Raw genomic sequence first — 17,111 nt, 5'->3', positions numbered from 1 at the left:
TTAAGTCCAGCGCTCTATCGCCAAAATGGGCACCAAATAGGCTTAACATAATGATATATTTAATTAAGTAGGTTTTATGGATTTTTCTGCACACCGTCAGCAGCTCATTATTGCCGATCGTAAATTAAGTTACCTTGATGTCGGTACAGGCCCTGTATTGTTGTTTGGCCACAGTTATTTGTGGGATAGCGCCATGTGGGCGCCTCAAATTGCCGCGCTAAGTGCCCATTACCGCTGTATTGTGCCAGAACTGTGGGGTCATGGTCAGTCAGATTTACTGCCCGATAACGGTAAAACCCTGCTCGATATTGCCGATCACATGTTGGCCTTAATGGATGATCTCGACATCACTGACTTTAGTGTTATCGGACTTTCAGTAGGTGCAATGTGGGGGGCCGAACTGGTACTCAAGGCACCAGCAAGGGTGAAAACCTTAGTCATGCTCGACAGTTTTATCGGTTTTGAACCCGAAGTGACCCGCGCGAAATATGATGGCATGCTGGATATGATTACCGCCGCTAAGGCGATTCCTGCGCCGCTTATCAGTGCGATTTCACCTTTGTTCTTCGCAAACAATGCCGCGCATAACACACCTGAACTGGTCGCTGGCTTTGAACACTCACTTGCCACAATCTCAGCAGAAAAAATCCCCACGATAGTGAAACTTGGACGAATGATTTTTGGTCGCCGCGATACCATGGAATGTGCGGAGCAATTTACACTCCCCTGCCTCATCATGGCGGGCGTTGAGGATAAAGCGCGCAGTGTGCTCGAAAGCTACCTAATGAGTGATGTCATCGATGGCAGTCAACTGGTGCATATTCCTGCGGCGGGACATATCTCGACCCTTGAACAAGCCGAATTTATCAATCAACACTTAGCCGATTTTCTCGCTAAACATCACTAATCTGTCACTAAATACCGTCGCTAAATACTGTTGCGAAATAAATCTTCAAGGTGTGGGCATTCGCATCTTGAAGATGGCTATTCGGCTTAACCCATACCCTCAATACCAAATCCACGTTCCCCCTGTTTAACCCATGAATATATTAGGCTTTACTTGATTTAGCACCGCAGGTTAGCTCGCCTAGTTTTCCAAGACTCCACCGTTAAATCAGCATTAACAAGTATAAATCACCATTTTGATGTCAACGTCTCAAAAAATGTTGCATAAAGGTGAAATCTACCATTTATCAACTACCTTTATTACTGTATTCCCTCAACAAGGTATTCTGCCATGAGAAAAAGTACAGTTGCCCTCTGCGTGCTCAGCACACTTTATATGCCGTCTCTTTATGCCGATGTTCAAATAAATGGATTTGCCTCTATTGTCGCGGGTTCGAGTCTCAGTGACGATAAAAGCTATTATGACTATGACAAAGAGCTCAACTTTAATAACGATTCAAAAGTTGCCTTACAATTTACCGCCGATCTGGGCAGTGGCTTAAGAGCTACGGCGCAAGTGCTATCCCGAGGCAATAACGATTACAGTGCCGAATTTGAATGGGCTTATATCTCCTATGACATCAGCGACAAACTTATGCTCATGGCGGGCCGCCAGCGCTTTAACCTGTATAAATACTCTGATTATATTGACGTAGGCTATGCCTATCATTGGATCACCCCGCCCCGCGGCGTTTATTCGTTGCCGTTTAATTCAGGCGAAGGTGTCGGTTTAGTGTATTCCGATTTATGGGGCGATACCGAAGTCGGGTTGACCTATAAATACATCACCACTTCCGTTTCCGACTACGCACCTATAGGTTCATCAACACCTCCCGCACCCTTCTCCGCCAAGGGCCACATAATGAACTTTAACTTTGTGACCTCTGGGTTCGAGTACGGCTTGAATATTGGCATAGTGACCGATTTCTCCTACGAGTTACCCGCTTTGCTCGGCCTAGGCGATGCGATTGCCCAAACAGGGTTATTTAGTCAGCAAGTGGTCGATGATCTTTTACCCATTAACGACAGCGCGTTACTTATTGGCGCTAACGTTAAATATGATGCGGGTAAATGGTTCGTGTTGGCGGAATACACCCGCATTGACGTCGATCCCAGCAGTTTTAACATCCAAGATTCGGCCTTTGTTTCCGGCGGGATCCGCTATAAGGATTTCACCTTCCACTTAACCTACGGTATCGATAAAAACGATCCACAATACGATGCCTATGAAGGCATGTTACCGCTATACAATAGCCTGCCACCAGCAAACCAAGCTGCGCTAGCGCCTCTGGTTTTTGGTACAAAAGCTGCGCTTGAAGCACAGCAAGAAGACAGCTCCTACTACATCATAGGTACACGCTGGGATTTCCATCCCTCAGCAGCGCTAAAACTGGAGTACACCAACTACAGCAATGACAAACCGTCCTCCGATGAACAGTTGCTGAGTATGGCAATAGACTTAGTTTTTTAAGGAGTTAAACATGAAACTATTAATAAGATCTCGGTTGATGATGAAAACCTTAGTCGCCAGTGCGCTTTTGCTTGGCAGTGCCTGTGTGCAAGCCGAAATTGCCGTCGTGGTGCATCCTTCTAATACGTCAGAAATTAGCGCTGCGGATATTTCACGTATCTATTTAGGTAAACTTAAGTCTTTCCCCAGTGGTGGCACTGTGGTCGCGCTCGATCAACCCGAGGGCTCACCCGCCCGTGATGCGTTCGTGAAGCAAATCCTCAATAAAACCGAGAGTCAGCTCAAAGCCTATTGGTCAAAACTGGTCTTTTCAGGCCAAGGCCAACCGCCAAAAGTCGTCGACTCTAGCGCTGAAATGCTCTCATTGATTGCCGCCAATCCCAATATGATCGGGTTTGTTGACGTCAGCGAAGTGAACGATAGCGTGAAAGTGATCAGTAAGTTCTAGTCCATCTAGCATCATCCTTGTCCGCCTTAACCTCTGGCGGACAAGGTTTTCACTCAGCATTAGCGCGATATTAACCCCAAACACCCCCGCAAATGGCGCTCGAATCCCCAGAGAGAAGCTATCCATTTACAGTACTATTAAGAAAAAATAATCTCGATTTCTCAATATCCCGATTCAAACCTTAATTGGATAGACCAGCAGAAACAATTTTGCTGGTATACTCTTGCTAAAAATGTGCTGCTTGCATGAATTAGAGCATGAGAAGACATTTTATATGTCAATAAAACAATAGGTTAAAATGAAACTACTCAAACCTTTATTCGACAACAACCGCCGCTGGGCCGGACGTATACGCCAAGAAAATCCTGATTTCTTCGAGCAATTAGCGAAACAGCAACATCCTGAATACCTGTGGATTGGCTGCTCAGATAGTCGCGTACCGTCTAACCAAATCATCGATCTTATGCCGGGTGAAGTCTTTGTTCACCGCAATATTGCCAACATGGTGATCCATACCGATCTTAACTGCTTATCTGTGCTGCAATACGCCGTTGATGTGCTCAAGGTGAAGCACATTATGGTGGTGGGTCACTACGGCTGTGGTGGTGTGCGTGCGGCCATGAGTCAGCAACGCTTAGGCCTTATCGATAACTGGCTCGGGCATTTACGTGATATCTACCGTATCTATCAAGATGAATTAAAACAGATGGATGAAGCCAAACGTTTTGATCGCCTGTGCGAGCTAAACGTGATTGAGCAGGTTGCCAACGTCACCAGTTCAACCATAGTGCAAGAAGCCTGGGATCGCGGCCAAGAAGTCGCAGTACACGGCTGGATTTACGGCATTGATAACGGTTTACTGACAGATTTAGATGTCACGGTCGATCGTGAACACGGCTTAGCCAATCCACGCTAACGGCCTGAATCTAGGCTTTTAACCCTTAGCTAAGTGTCAGCTATACTCAGATAAAACCTGCACCTGTGCAGGTTTTTCTTTTTCCATGGCAATTTTCAGCAATAAAACATCGCAAGGGTCTATTACCCCAGTTATAATCCGCCAGTTAATTGCAGCGCGACCTATGCGCGACATATTCTAAGGAGATACCTTCCATGCCCGGTTTTGAATTATTTGGTCCTGAAGAGAAGCAGGAAGTCGCTGACGTTATGGAAAACGGTTTTACCTTCCGTTACAACTTCGACCATATGCGTAATGATCGCTGGAAGACTCGCGATATGGAGCAACTGCTCTGCGAGAAAATGAACGTGAAGCATGCTCACCTTTTATCAAGCGGTACCGCTGCACTGCAAACGGCCATGATGGCTGCGGGCATTGGCGCTGGCGACGAAGTTATCGTGCCACCTTTTACCTTTGTTGCCTCAGTTGAAGCGATTTTTATGGCAGGCGCGATTCCTATCTTTGCCGAAATCGACGAGACACTGTGTTTATCTCCAGAAGGTATTGAAGCCGCGATTACCCCACGTACTAAAGCGATTAACTTAGTGCACATGTGTGGTTCTATGGCAAAGATGGACGAGATCAAAGCCGTTTGTGCAAAACATAACATCAAGATTTTAGAAGATGCTTGCCAAGCCATTGGTGGCAGCTACAAGGGTCAAGCCCTCGGAACTATCGGTGATGTGGGTTGTTACTCATTCGATTCAGTCAAAACCATCACCTGTGGTGAAGGTGGCGCAGTGATCACTAATAACACTGAAATCTACAACAACGCGCACATGTTCTCAGATCACGGCCATGACCACATAGGTAAAGACCGCGGCGCTGAGTCACACCCAATCATTGGCTTGAACTTCCGTATTTCGGAAATGAACGCCGCCTTAGGTTTAGCGCAATTACGTAAACTCGATACCATTATCGATATCCAACGTAAAAACAAAAAAACCATTAAAGATGCGATGGCCGCTGCTATCCCAGAAGTAACCTTCCGCCTGATCCCCGATCCAGAAGGCGATTCAGCGGGCTTCTTAACCTTTATGTTGCCAACCGAAGCGCGTACTATTGAAATCAGCAAAAAACTGGCTGAAAACGGCGTCGATGGCTGCTTCTACTGGTATGTAAACAACTGGCATTATTTGAAAAACTGGAAACACATTCAGGAGCTTAAGGCATCTGCTGCGTTGCCAATCACATTAATCGCCGACAGACCTGACTATACTCAAGTTTCTGTGCCTAAATCCGATGCCATTATGAGCCGCACCATTTCTATGCTCATCAAGTTGTCTTGGACCGATGCTCAGATCGCTGAGCGTATCGAAAACATCAAGAAAGCATTTGCCCAATAATTCTACGGGAGTTTGTTGCAATGAGTTTTAAGAATTTTAAAGTAGTTGAAAAAATGATCTTTGGCCGTGGCTCATTCGTCCAATTGGATGAAGTGTTAGCTGCTGAACGTAAAACCGCCGACGACTTCGTGGTATTTTTAGTCGATGACGTGCATCAAGGCAAAGCCCTTGAAGGCCGTATCCCAGCTAAAGCACAAGATATGGTGATTTGGGTTAACGTTGATGAAGAGCCAAGCACCATTCAAATCGACACGTTAACAGAGCAAGTTCAAGCTTTTAATAGCAAACTGCCTGTCAGCGTAGTGGGTTTAGGTGGCGGTTCAACCATGGACGTGGCTAAAGCGGTATCGCTGATGCTGACGAACCCAGGTGGCTCTGCCATGTACCAAGGTTGGGACTTAATCAAGAACCCAGCGGTACACCACATTGGTATCCCAACGATTTCTGGTACTGGTGCAGAAGCGTCACGCACCGCCGTGTTATGTGGTCCAGTGCGTAAGCTAGGTCTGAACTCAGATTACACAGTATTCGATCAAATCATCATGGATTCTGAGTTAATCGAAGGCGTTGAAACGGACCAATGGTTCTACACAGGTATGGATTGCTATATCCACTGTGTTGAATCTTTACAAGGTACCTTCTTAAACGAATTCTCTAAATCCTACGCTGAAAAAGCCATGGATTTATGTCGCCAAGTGTACTTAGACGACCATATAGATAAAGACGACAAGCTGATGATGGCGTCTTTCATGGGCGGCATGAGCATAGCCTATAGCCAAGTGGGTGCCTGTCACGCGGTTTCTTACGGTCTGTCTTATATCCTGGGTTACCACCACGGTATCGGCAACTGTATCGCCTTTGACGTGTTAGAAGAATTCTATCCAGAAGGTGTTGAAGAGTTCCGTTTGATGATGAAGAAACACAACATCACACTGCCGAAGAACATCTGTAAAGATCTGCCAGACGAAACCATCGCTAAAATGGTTGCCGTGACTAAGAGCATGGGTCCACTATGGGCTAACGTTTACGGCGCGGGTTGGGAAGAGAAAGTCACAGACGAAATGTTGACTGCCCTGTTCCGTCGCATCTAAGCTCTAACACATATTAAAAGGGCTCAATTGTGAGCCCTTTTGTCTATATGCATTGTATTTCTACACTGTATATCTTTGATAAAAGTAGGATAATTTGATGAATGTGACTCTGTTAATCCCGGCTCGTTACGGTTCAAGCCGCTTCCCGGGCAAACCCTTAGCCCCGATTAACGGCAAGCCAATGATCCAACACGTGTATGAACGCGCGTCGTTAGCCAAAGGCCTCACCAATATTTATGTCGCTACCGATGATGACCGCATTAAAGCGGCCGTTGAAGGTTTTGGCGGCAAAGTGGTCATGACCAGCCCAGAAGCGGCATCGGGTACAGATCGTATCAATGATGCGATAAACCAACTGGGACTGAAAGATGACGACTTAGTGATCAACCTACAGGGCGATCAACCCCTTATTGACCCAACATCCATCGAGCAAGTCATCAGCCTCTTCGAGCGTCACCCAGGTGAGTTTGAAATGGCCACCTTAGGCTTTGAAATCGTGAATAAAGCCGAGCTTGACGATCCTATGCATGTGAAGATGGTGTTCGATAACAACAACTATGCCTTGTATTTCTCTCGTTCGCGTATTCCTTTTGGCCGCGACACCCAAGATTACCCCGTTTATAAGCACTTAGGTGTGTATGCTTATACCCGCAAATTCGTCCAAGCCTTCGCCGCTCTGCCATTAGGACGTCTAGAAGATCTGGAAAAACTCGAGCAATTACGTGCATTAGAGTACGGCCATAAAATCAAAATCGCCATTAGCGCCTTTGATTCTATTGAAGTTGATACGCCAGAAGACATTCGTAAATGTGAGCAACGTTTAGCGGTTGATTAATCGCTCGTGAGTCTATTCGAAACAGGAGCTGAGTATGTCGACCTTAGAAGTCTGGATCATTATTATTTTGATCGTCGGTGTCATCGCCAGCAATCTTGCCGCGTTGAAATACAGTGCTAAGTTCAAACTGCCGCAGTTCGGCCAACATGGTAAAGATAAGCAGATAAAGCCTACTGCCGAGCCTTCGGCAGCAGAGAATGACGCAGATGATGCTTCAAACAAGCCAAGTTCTGCGGACTCAGAAGCCAATAAAACAGATGAGCCACCTAAGGGCTAAACTCAATATTGGCCTTTAAAGAGTGTGTTGAAAGATGATTCGTAAACACGCCTCTTAAAGACTGCGCTAAAAAGCTGAGCAATAACGTTAGCAAACATAGAAAAGGCGCCATAAGCGCCTTTTTTGTCTCTTATACCAATCGTATTAATCACAAGCTTGCCCACGCATCAACCTTCAGCTTTTTTCGCTGATGTGCGACTCAATGGCTGCTCCTCAAGGTGCGCCACTAAAAAGACTAAGAAGCGAAACAGGGATTTAATCCTCAGATCGTGGCTTTTATTGGGCTCGGCCGCGACTAATTTCTGCAGTGATTTGATTTTAGAGTAAGCATTCTCGACTAAAGCGTCGTTCTCTTTACCGACATACTTAGCAAACTCGGCAAATTCGCCAATAAACTTCAGGGTCACTTTACGGCGATTTAACGCAGTGAGTGCAGCGCCCTCTTTCAGTTTTGCCTCAAAAATACTGCATTCTAAACCGCTGGCGATCGCACTTTGCGATAAACCGCTGCTTAACGCATCGGCCAGAAAGCCCAAATTGGCTTTTAACTCAAAGGCAATCGCCTGCTTACTGGCGCTCGATTGCTGCCAGCGACTGCGTTCCTTATCGAAAATATCGTATAGCTCTTTCCAAATGCTCATGCGCTTTGCCTACCTTGCACTGAATCACTCCCTTTCGTTTAATGGCACTCGACTTTATTTTTTAATACTAGTAATACTCGCGTTTTTTAATACTAGCGACTGAAAGTTATCATAAATTTAAGATTTTCGGCATAAAAAATGGCCCGAACGAGTCGGGCCATAGTGCAACCATATTCAAATCGAGAGCAATGTATGAGCTGCCTGAACGAGAAACGAACTCAGTGCAAACTCATGACTAACTAGCAGCTAATCCAATGAAATATAAAGTTAAAGCACTTGCGATTTTTTCGCGTTATTTTTCTCGGCGGCAAGTCGACGCTGCGCTTCTTTTTTCTCGCGGCGCGCTTCAATCACTTGATTCACATCGCTACCGATATGCGCTTCGTTACGGGCTTTTGCCAGATTCACTTGGCGCTCACGCTCAACAAAACGTTTACGCTGCTCGTCAGAAATTTTATCGATACAATGTGGGCAACTGACACCTTGCACATAGGCAGGGCTCTGTTTTTCAGCTTCAGTGATTGGCATACGGCAAGCATTACATTGATCGTATTGACCTTTCTTCAAGTCATGGTTAACCGCGACGCGATTATCGAACACGAAGCACTCGCCTTCCCACAGACTTTCTTCTGCTTTGACTTCTTCAAGGTATTTAAGAATGCCGCCTTCGAGATGATAGACCTCGTCAAAGCCTTGCTCTTTCAAATACGCGGTTGATTTCTCACAGCGGATACCACCAGTACAGAACATGGCAACCTTTTTATGTTTAGCAGGATCAAGATTCTGCTTCACATATTCAGGGAATTCTCTGAAGGTTTCAGTCACAGGGTTAACGGCATTTTTAAAAGTGCCGATTTGCACTTCATAGTCGTTACGGGTGTCGACTAAAATCACGTCAGGGTCAGAAATCAGCGCATTCCAATCTTGAGGCTTAACATAGGTGCCAACCACTTTAAGTGGATCAATGCCTTCAACGCCCATAGTGACGATTTCGTTTTTCAGTTTGACTTTAGTGCGGTAGAACGGCATTTCATCGTCGAATGACAATTTGTGAACAATATTGTCTAGGCCGTTTTGGCTATTAAGCCAAACCAATAATGCTTCGATCGCTTCTTGGGTGCCGGCAACAGTGCCATTAATCCCTTCGCTTGCGAGGAGCAGAGTGCCTTTGATCTCGGCCTGTTCCATCATAGCAAGCAGTGGCGCTCGAATAGATTCAAAATGCGGTAAAGACACGAATTTATATAACGCACACACGACAACTTTAGCCATAACACCCTCTTTGCTAGCTGGAACTTAATTTCCAGTGCATAAACAAATCAATCATCTGTAGACTGGCTACAGATCCCAAAATAGTGCGGAATTCTACCTGAGTCACAGCAAGATAAACACAGATAAAATGCAGGGTCTTTAATTCTTTACGCACAGAGGTAAGAAAAATTATTTTCTGCAGGCAAATTAAGCAGAAATTTCAATATGAAAGCGTTACCATCTGCGCCCTTTGCACACTGCCTGATTGGCACGCGGCATTCGTACTGGCACACTCGCGTCGTCAATAAGCATGTACATGTAGAAGACACAAGCCGACATCAGTGTTCATCGCACCAACTTGCGTCGCATTAGCGCCGCACAGTAGAGGAAATCCTAATGGCTTTAGCCGTCTTATACACTTTTCGCCGTTGCCCCTATGCCATGCGAGCGCGTTTGGGACTCTTACTCGCCCAATGCAATGTTGAAGTCCGCGAAATCACCCTCAAAGCTAAACCAGCGCAAATGCTGGCCGCTTCATCCAAAGGGACAGTGCCGGTATTAGTGCTAGCCAATGGCGAAGTGATTGCCGAAAGTATTGAGATCATGCGCTGGGCACTCACGCAAGCGGATCCCTTAGATCTGCTATGTCAACAAAGCCCTGTAATTGAAGATAAAATGGCGCAACTTATCGCGCAAAATGATCAGCAATTTAAGCCATGGCTCGACCGCTATAAATATGCTGACCGTTACCCTGAACAAACGCAAGCCGACTATTACCAGCAAGCGAGCCATTTCCTCACGCAACTTGAAGCATGCTTAGGGCAACACTCCTTTTTAGTTGCCGAGACACCTCGTCTTGCCGATTACGCCATCGTGCCTTTTATACGCCAATTTGCCGCAGTGGATCTTAAACGTGCACTGAGCGATGATTTTCCGCGACTCGCCGCTTGGCTAGAAAACCTCATTTCGAGTGAAATATTTATTCGAGCGATGGAAAAATATGTGATCTGGGACGCTAGCCATTCTCCAACTTGCTTGTTAGGAGACATGTAAGCCAATAAGATTTAAAGATTATTTTTATTTTATGTTATAGCCATCGGTAAAATATTCGAGTAAGGTATTTGACAGTTAGTGAGATGGCTAATTTAGCTACCGGTCACTAGGCAAGCTTCTCAAGATAAATGTAACCGCGCTTAATATCTTTCAAAGGCGTGAATGATAGAACACAAGGATAAGGCAGTTGGAACATATGGATATCAATATCATTATTATGCTTGGGGGCCTGATGCTACTGCATTTTCTTTTCGCCCTACGAGCCTTCAAAAGTAAAGTGGATCTCAGCACCAACAAAAAATGGTTATGGTGCCTACTCAGTTTGATCCTCGGCCCTATGGGATATTACGGTTATCACGGTTTTATTCCCCTCGATAGAATTCTCAAAGACTAAGCCGTCAAACACCATCACATTGGGCGACAACACTTGCTACTGCATCATTGACCCGCCCAATTCAAAGACTCATTTCAATACGAATCAAAGCACACAAACAAGCATTTAAACAAATACTTACAAAAACTTAAACAAGTACTGAAACACGTAAAAAAATAGCGCAACCTTAGGCTGCGCTATTTGAATGAATCCACTTTGACTTAATCTTTAAATTCAAACCATTCGCTATAAATGGCTATGCAACAATACTGAGTCATCAGGGACTTTTTGGATCACGGGCGCCTGCCCTTCAGCCAAGGCTTGTTTATAGCTTTGATTCATTTTAAGGGCGAGATACAAATCTGGCCGGATCAAAATCCCACCTTCCCCTGTCTGCATACCCGCTTGCTCGAACCAACTCAGCATCTGTCGTTTACGCCCCGCAAGCACTAAACGTACTCCACGCTTTTTAAGCAATTGATGTAAATCAGCCAACATAGCCATCACGCTTAAATCTAAATGGGTAAAACAAGGCACGGCATCAATAATGATGCAATCGACTGGCTCAGATTCCCGAATAAACTTTTCCAGTAAACGGCGTTTAAAATACGTCGCATTAAAGTAAGTTAACGGCGAATTAAAGCGATACATAAATACGCCAGGCACAGATTTAGCTTTACCCGAATCATCGACGCTACGGATAACACCCTTATGATCTAAGCCAAGCACTTGGTCCGTGGGGCGCATTACCGTAGCGAGGAACTGGAATAATCCCAATAACACGGCCAAAGTGATCCCAGGAATCACCCCAATAAATAGCACGGAAAATAAAGTGATACACGCAAGCAAGAACGCTGACTTATCGCGCACACGCAGATTCCACAGCGACTTAAGGTCGATAAGCGAAATAGAGGCAATCACCAATACCACGCCTAAAGCTGCGCTAGGGATGTACTTCAACGGTGCAGTAAAAAACAGCGCGACAACGCCAATCAATACCGCCGCTATGATGGAGACTAACTGGCTCTTGCCACCATTGGCATCGTTCACCGCAGTGCGGGAATCGGCGCCGCTCACCGCAAACCCTTGGGAGATGGCGGATGCAATATTGGCTAAACCTAATGCCCTGAATTCTTTATCTGCATCTATATCGTAACCATTTTTTGCCGCAAAACTTCGGGCCGTCAGCATCATGCTCACAAAGCTCACCATGGCTAAGTTGAGCGCGGGCACCACCAACTCACGGGCAATACCCAAATCAAAAGCCGGTGCTTGAAATGAAGGTAGTCCTGAAGTCACCTCCCCGACAACGCTAATATCAAAGCTCGTCAGGTTAAATACCCAAACGAGGAACGCCGCCATTGCCATTGCGCACATAGATGCGGGCCATTGGGGGCGAAACCGCTTCACTAAGGCATAGGTCGCGAGCGTCACAATCCCCATAGTCAACGTCGGCCAATGGGTTTTTGATAAATAAGAAGGGGCGCCGCTGAGGCGTTCGATTAAATAGCGCTCGTCGAAGGTAAAACCAAAAATCTTCGAAAATTGTCCGACGATAATGGTGATCGCGACCCCGTTCAGCAATCCCATTAAAATCGGCTTTGACAGAAAGTCAGCAAGCACACCCAGCTTAAAGCGGCTCGCAATCAGGCACCAAAAGCCTGTCATGGCTGTCATTGTCATGACTAACTGCCAGTGCTTCATGCTATCGCCCGCAGCGAGGGGTGTAACAACGGCGGCGATAACGGCGCAGGTCGCCGCATCTGGACCCACGATTAATTGCTTTGAGGTGCCAAATAGCGCGTATACCAGCATAGGCAATACGCAGGAGTACAAACCTACAGCAGCATTGACGCCTGTCAGCTGGGCATAGGCAATGGCGACGGGTAATGCCACGGCGGCAACGGACAAGCCAGCACGTACATCATCCCTAAGCCATTGCTTTTCATATTGTAATAATTGCGCCAATCCCGGCATAAACGAAATCAAACTAGGGAACTTCACTCGGCAACCTCCATATACACACTATCAAGATAAGCACTAACCAGTATAACCGAGACTGAAAACATTCAGCGAAAAGGTCATGACCTAACAGCCAGCAATAGTATGTTGGTTATGGCATAAAGCCAATCATTACGCGAGTATTTTCCTCAGAATATTTATGGAGTTAGGCGCTGATTGCACACTAAGTTAGCGCAATATCATCGGCAGTGACACTAAAAGTAAACTGCCCATAAACCAATTAAAATGACGCTTACGTCTATCCGTATTGAGTTTCTTACTGATCGCCGCACCAACAAACACCCAAGTAAATGAAGCCGGAAATCCTACTAAGTTAAAGGTTAATACCCCAAGAAAGGCACTGAGCCAAAAGCCATCACCGCCGAGAGTGAAAGCGCTGCACAGAGTGATGGTCGACATCCACGACTTAGGATTAATCCATTGAAATAAGGCGGCCTCAATCAGGGTCATAGGTTTTCGTCCGTCATCTAAATGCGTGCTCTGTACTGGCGATGTCACTAATTTGTACGCCAGATACAGCAAATACGCTAAAGCGAAATATTTTAAGACTTGGTGCAATACTGGCAGTGCTTCGAACAAGGTGCCAAGCCCGAATAATACCGCAAGGTGTAAAGAGGTCGAACCCAAGCGGATCCCTGCAATATGCGGCACGGTACGCAGCACACCAAAATGTGCACCAGAGCTCGCTAAGAGGATATTGTTCGGTCCGGGCGTCATGGTCATGGTTGCACAAAACAACGCGGCAGAAGCCATCAAGGTCCATAATTGTGGATCATAGAGTAGTGCAGTATTCATATTCACCTTAAATTGTATGCATACATTTATTGACATAAATAGATGCGATAAATAATATACGGAGAATATTAGAGATCAATGGATTTATTGTCATGGGTACAATCTGGACGCCAGACCTAAACGCTTTTTCAGGCCCTAAATATCAGCGCTTAGTCAGTGCGATAGAACAAGGCATTTTACAGAAGGTGTTGACCCAAGGCAGTAAACTGCCACCGCAGCGCCGCCTAGCGGATGCCTTAGGTATCACTATTGGCACAGTAACCCGTGCCTATGCATTGGCGGAGCAAAGGGGTTATGTTGAAGCACGCGTGGGTGATGGCACCTATGTCAACGCCTCACCAGTAGCTGATACAGCTAACGTACAATTGAATATGGCGACCTGCCAGCAGCCACTCACAGATCAAATCAGCACTCTCAGTGATTGCCTCAGCCAATTAGCAAAAGACCCGACAAAGCTCAGTCAGTTACTGGGTTATCGCGCCAGTCCATTAGACCAACATCAACAAGTGTTTCACCAATGGCTTAACCAACGCGGCATACAACAAACGCCTGAGCAACTGATCTTTACCCACGGCGGTCAGCAAGCGATTTTTGCCTGTTTGAGTGCATTTTTATCGACAGGCGATGTGCTGCTGCACGAGCAATACAGTTATCCAGGCGTGAGAATTTGCGCTAAGCAGCTTGGCGTGACCAGCATTGGAGTCCCCCTCACCCATGATGGCGTGGATCTCGCCCGTTTTGAGGCGTTAGTGCAAATCCACCATCCCAAGTTAGTCTATCTAACCCTTAATAATCAAAACCCTACCTGTATTCAGTACAGTGAATCACAGCGGCAAAAACTCCTTGAATTGGCCGAGCAGTATCAGTTTTATATTATTGAAGATGATGTGAATTATTGTTTACCTGAAGAGTGGCATTCGCCCCTGTGGCAACTAGCCAAGCAGCTGGCTATCCCACGGGTGATTTATATTTCCAGCCTGTCCAAATTGTTTTCTGGCGGCCTAAGGCAAGGTTTTATTCTGGTGCCTGAACCACTTATCGCCCAAGTGCGACTTGCGATTCATAGCCAATGCTGGATGGTATCGCCGCTGAACATTGAAATAGCCTGTCAGTTGATTAAGAAAGGCCAAATCACTGCCGATCGCGACGCCATAGTGCGCCAACGGCAATGCATCTGTATCGCCATGGGCGAACGACTGGGATTAACCCAAACTTGGCGAGGACTGAACGGTTGGCTACAACTGCCAGAAGATATCAAGGCCCATCATCTTGTCACTGCACTGGCCGCTAAAGGCATTTTGATCCGTAACGGAGATGACTTTAATTGCCATGACAATTTTATTCGCTTAAGCCTTGGCGGCGCCGAAAACGACAGTCAATTTCAACATGCGATTGAGTGTATCGAGGCGACGATTCACTCCCTGGTACAAAATGCCTATTCAGTGGTGTAATAGCGCTTAAAAACCTCCGAACTCAGCCAATTTTTATGCGCCATGTCAGATGAAGTTAATTCACACTAAATAGCTAATTTATAAAATTAGAGAGCATAAAAAAGCGCCAGTAGCATGTATGCTACTGGCGCTGATGTTACTGACAAGCTTGATGAACAAGTAATTAGTTATAAACCACTAACGCACCATTATTTAATCTTTAGTTGGTAAACACTCGTCGTGCCGCTGACTTCATTGCCTATGATTAACAAAGGATTACCGTTAGGGCTTTTATCGGCACTGACAAATTTCATCCCTTCTGGCCCTAAATCACCCGCCAATGTTGCATCCCCTTTAACTTCACCCGTATCTGTATCGATAACAAAGTCGGCCTCAAAATCACGATTCACAACATAATCGATAAAATGCACATCGAAGGGATTGGTCAAGTCATAAATCATAAAGCCTGCGGTGCGTTCCAAGCCAATAAAGGCATATAAGCGTTGGCCAATTTGACCCAGGGCTAAGGCTTCTGGCTCTGGTCCTTTGTCATCGCTGCGGCTATCACCTTTATTTTCTTCGTTATTATTGTTGAAGTGACTGCCTAAAAGTGCCGCGGTAATACGTTCAAAATCACTCGCACTGTCAAAGACTTGCTGACCGTCTGCGCTCCAAATCGAGAATGAGCGAGCACCGAAGCTGACTATCTTGTCGTAATCGCCGTCCTTATCGTCGTCACCCATGCTAGTGGTCACTTTAAGGCGGGCTAACTGCGTTTTATTTTTGCAGCGGCAAATTGTGGGTGATTTGGGTCGAGCACTAAATCCCCTGCGCGGGCTTCTTCAGAAAAGCCCGCATAATCACGGGAATCACCTTCGTTGGCCGTAACGATAAAGTCGGTATTGTTCCAACGGTAGGTCGCGACAGTATCGGGTTGATACATGCCGTAGACGCCTGTGTAGCTTTGCAGGTTGACAAGATTGTCTTTGTCACTCGCATCAATTTTATTCACTTCAAGTCCGTAATCCTTAAGGCCTAGTGGTAAAATCTTGGCGACTTTGGCATTGGCGATATCAATTACGGCAATGGCATTGTTCTCTTGCAAACTGACAAACGCACGGCGGTTATCTTGGCTAATGGCGATATATTCAGGTTCTAAATCCTGCGCCACACTCGCCATTGGGCCATTGATTTTAATGTCTGGAGTGATCTCACTGGCACGTGCACCGCCCTGATTAAATTCACTAAAACCGATAATAGTCGCAGTGGCTGCGGGCTTACTATCAGTAATTGCAATCAGCGCCACACTGCCTTCAGGATCTAATGTATAGGCTGGATTTGGCTCGCCTTCATTAGCCACTAATAAGGTTTTACCATCGTGGGTAAATGCCACGTTATCGGGTAAAGCGCCGACTTCTACCGCGCTGATATACTGCGGTGCATCTGTGCCGTTAAGCTGATAAAAAGCGACAAAACCATTGGCTTGGGTTTTATTGCCGTCAGCATCGCCACGTTCAATCGCAGCCGCTAACAAGTTGCCTGAAATGCTCACACTGTTAACGCTACCCATAAAGGTTTGGCCAACGTCTTTAGCAACATCAAGTTCGCCAAATTTTTCGAGATTATTCAATGCTAACGGATCAGCGGCATTGGATGCGGTTGCTAATAAACTGCCATCAATAATGTCCACTTTGCCGCTAATGGCATTGACCACAAAAATACGGTTAGATGCACTGTGATATTCAACGATTTCAGCGGCACTTAAGCCATAAACGCCAGTCTGATGACGACCAATTAACTCAGCTTTTAAGCCTGCAGTTTGTGGCTGGCAAACATATTGGGTTTGCGCTGCTGCAATTTCGTTGTCATCTAATTGTCCATTATTGTTAGCATCTAATCCGGTATCGATTCGCTGACCACCGGCGGGACAATTTGCATCACCGATATTCAATGCCGTCACGTTAACCAGTGAATTTAAGCCGTTGTCGCCTTTATCACCTGCTGCGCCATCATCACCGCTGCAGGCTCCGAGTAATAAGCTCGCCATAATGGCAGCGGCTAGCGGAAGTCGTTGTGTTTTCATCGTGTCATTCCTGAATATTTTATTTTTAGTAGGGTGAGGCTAAAGCCCACTAAATTAGTCAGCATAAAAGACGTTGGGATGACAAAGCCGTGACA

At 46.0% G+C, this 17,111-nt stretch carries 15 protein-coding genes and 1 pseudogene; 11 read left to right on the top strand and 5 right to left on the bottom strand.

Annotation, left to right across the window (positions count from 1 at the left end; all coding sequences use genetic code 11):
• Positions 1-76 precede the first annotated feature (76 nt).
• The 8 genes from DYH48_RS08455 to DYH48_RS08420 all read left to right on the top strand — a co-directional run bounded on the left by DYH48_RS08455 (position 77) and on the right by DYH48_RS08420 (position 7,368).
• Positions 77-907 (top strand): alpha/beta fold hydrolase, encoded by an 831-nt coding sequence (locus DYH48_RS08455; RefSeq protein WP_115334508.1) that lies wholly within the window; start codon positions 77-79, stop codon positions 905-907.
• A gap of 330 nt (positions 908-1,237) precedes the next feature.
• Positions 1,238-2,416, top strand: coding sequence for a porin (locus tag DYH48_RS08450; protein ID WP_006086826.1), 1,179 nt, complete (start codon positions 1,238-1,240; stop codon positions 2,414-2,416).
• A gap of 10 nt (positions 2,417-2,426) precedes the next feature.
• On the top strand, positions 2,427-2,864 hold the full coding sequence (locus DYH48_RS08445; protein ID WP_006081830.1) for a type 2 periplasmic-binding domain-containing protein: 438 nt from the start codon (positions 2,427-2,429) through the stop codon (positions 2,862-2,864).
• A gap of 298 nt (positions 2,865-3,162) precedes the next feature.
• Positions 3,163-3,780 (top strand): carbonate dehydratase, encoded by a 618-nt coding sequence (gene can / locus DYH48_RS08440; protein WP_006081831.1) that lies wholly within the window; start codon positions 3,163-3,165, stop codon positions 3,778-3,780.
• Positions 3,781-3,974: 194 nt separating this feature from the next.
• Positions 3,975-5,165: an 8-amino-3,8-dideoxy-alpha-D-manno-octulosonate transaminase KdnA gene (gene kdnA / locus DYH48_RS08435; protein WP_006081832.1), complete on the top strand. Its 1,191-nt coding sequence runs from the start codon at positions 3,975-3,977 to the stop codon at positions 5,163-5,165.
• A 20-nt stretch (positions 5,166-5,185) separates the two neighbouring features.
• Entirely contained in the window at positions 5,186-6,256 is a 1,071-nt protein-coding gene (gene kdnB, locus DYH48_RS08430; RefSeq protein ID WP_006086829.1) for a 3-deoxy-alpha-D-manno-octulosonate 8-oxidase KdnB, read from the top strand.
• 97 nt (positions 6,257-6,353) lie between these two features.
• On the top strand, positions 6,354-7,091 hold the full coding sequence (kdsB, locus tag DYH48_RS08425; protein WP_006081834.1) for an 8-amino-3,8-dideoxy-manno-octulosonate cytidylyltransferase KdsB: 738 nt from the start codon (positions 6,354-6,356) through the stop codon (positions 7,089-7,091).
• A gap of 34 nt (positions 7,092-7,125) precedes the next feature.
• Positions 7,126-7,368: a DUF2897 family protein gene (locus DYH48_RS08420; RefSeq protein WP_012089332.1), complete on the top strand. Its 243-nt coding sequence runs from the start codon at positions 7,126-7,128 to the stop codon at positions 7,366-7,368.
• A gap of 167 nt (positions 7,369-7,535) precedes the next feature.
• Here DYH48_RS08420 and DYH48_RS08415 read toward each other — a convergent pair whose 3' ends face one another.
• Together DYH48_RS08415 and trhO are read right to left on the bottom strand one after the other, a co-directional pair.
• Complete coding sequence (locus DYH48_RS08415; RefSeq protein WP_006081836.1) at positions 7,536-8,009, bottom strand: hypothetical protein; 474 nt, start codon at positions 8,007-8,009, stop codon at positions 7,536-7,538.
• Positions 8,010-8,276: 267 nt separating this feature from the next.
• Positions 8,277-9,281 carry an oxygen-dependent tRNA uridine(34) hydroxylase TrhO gene (gene trhO, locus DYH48_RS08410; RefSeq protein WP_115334507.1) on the bottom strand — a complete coding sequence of 335 codons (1,005 nt, stop codon included), beginning with the start codon at positions 9,279-9,281 and terminating at the stop codon, positions 8,277-8,279.
• Between the two features lie 375 nt (positions 9,282-9,656).
• Between trhO and DYH48_RS08405 the strand changes: the two genes are divergently transcribed.
• Together DYH48_RS08405 and DYH48_RS08400 are read left to right on the top strand one after the other, a co-directional pair.
• A complete protein-coding gene (locus DYH48_RS08405) occupies positions 9,657-10,313 on the top strand; it encodes a glutathione S-transferase (protein WP_115334506.1) in 657 nt (218 codons plus the stop codon).
• A 196-nt stretch (positions 10,314-10,509) separates the two neighbouring features.
• Positions 10,510-10,707 (top strand): hypothetical protein, encoded by a 198-nt coding sequence (locus DYH48_RS08400; protein ID WP_006081839.1) that lies wholly within the window; start codon positions 10,510-10,512, stop codon positions 10,705-10,707.
• 225 nt (positions 10,708-10,932) lie between these two features.
• On the opposite strand, the gene DYH48_RS08395 is transcribed toward DYH48_RS08400, so the two are convergent.
• A complete protein-coding gene (locus tag DYH48_RS08395; protein WP_115334505.1) occupies positions 10,933-12,690 on the bottom strand; it encodes a SulP family inorganic anion transporter in 1,758 nt (585 codons plus the stop codon).
• Between the two features lie 186 nt (positions 12,691-12,876).
• Entirely contained in the window at positions 12,877-13,503 is a 627-nt protein-coding gene (locus DYH48_RS08390; RefSeq protein ID WP_106650653.1) for a LysE family translocator, read from the bottom strand.
• Positions 13,504-13,595: 92 nt separating this feature from the next.
• Between DYH48_RS08390 and DYH48_RS08385 the strand changes: the two genes are divergently transcribed.
• On the top strand, positions 13,596-14,954 hold the full coding sequence (locus DYH48_RS08385; RefSeq protein WP_115334504.1) for an aminotransferase-like domain-containing protein: 1,359 nt from the start codon (positions 13,596-13,598) through the stop codon (positions 14,952-14,954).
• Between the two features lie 188 nt (positions 14,955-15,142).
• On the opposite strand, the pseudogene DYH48_RS08380 reads toward DYH48_RS08385, so the two are convergent.
• A pseudogene (locus DYH48_RS08380) lies at positions 15,143-17,016 on the bottom strand (choice-of-anchor I family protein).
• Positions 17,017-17,111: the final 95 nt, after the last annotated feature.

The organism is Shewanella baltica (assembly GCF_900456975.1).
Classification (GTDB): Bacteria; Pseudomonadota; Gammaproteobacteria; order Enterobacterales; family Shewanellaceae; genus Shewanella; species Shewanella baltica.
Note: the sequence above shows the minus strand (reverse complement) of the source record. Positions and strands in the feature narration are given on the sequence as shown.

Coding starts and splice junctions, on each gene's coding strand:
- kdnA (WP_006081832.1), top strand. CDS start 3,975: ATGCCCGGTTTTGAATTATTTGGTCCTGAAGAGAAGCAGGAAGTCGCT.
- DYH48_RS08385 (WP_115334504.1), top strand. CDS start 13,596: ATGGGTACAATCTGGACGCCAGACCTAAACGCTTTTTCAGGCCCTAAA.
- kdnB (WP_006086829.1), top strand. CDS start 5,186: ATGAGTTTTAAGAATTTTAAAGTAGTTGAAAAAATGATCTTTGGCCGT.
- DYH48_RS08400 (WP_006081839.1), top strand. CDS start 10,510: ATGGATATCAATATCATTATTATGCTTGGGGGCCTGATGCTACTGCAT.
- can (WP_006081831.1), top strand. CDS start 3,163: ATGAAACTACTCAAACCTTTATTCGACAACAACCGCCGCTGGGCCGGA.
- DYH48_RS08415 (WP_006081836.1), bottom strand. CDS start 8,009: ATGAGCATTTGGAAAGAGCTATACGATATTTTCGATAAGGAACGCAGT.
- DYH48_RS08455 (WP_115334508.1), top strand. CDS start 77: ATGGATTTTTCTGCACACCGTCAGCAGCTCATTATTGCCGATCGTAAA.
- DYH48_RS08450 (WP_006086826.1), top strand. CDS start 1,238: ATGAGAAAAAGTACAGTTGCCCTCTGCGTGCTCAGCACACTTTATATG.
- DYH48_RS08390 (WP_106650653.1), bottom strand. CDS start 13,503: ATGAATACTGCACTACTCTATGATCCACAATTATGGACCTTGATGGCT.
- trhO (WP_115334507.1), bottom strand. CDS start 9,281: ATGGCTAAAGTTGTCGTGTGTGCGTTATATAAATTCGTGTCTTTACCG.
- kdsB (WP_006081834.1), top strand. CDS start 6,354: ATGAATGTGACTCTGTTAATCCCGGCTCGTTACGGTTCAAGCCGCTTC.
- DYH48_RS08405 (WP_115334506.1), top strand. CDS start 9,657: ATGGCTTTAGCCGTCTTATACACTTTTCGCCGTTGCCCCTATGCCATG.
- DYH48_RS08445 (WP_006081830.1), top strand. CDS start 2,427: ATGAAACTATTAATAAGATCTCGGTTGATGATGAAAACCTTAGTCGCC.
- DYH48_RS08420 (WP_012089332.1), top strand. CDS start 7,126: ATGTCGACCTTAGAAGTCTGGATCATTATTATTTTGATCGTCGGTGTC.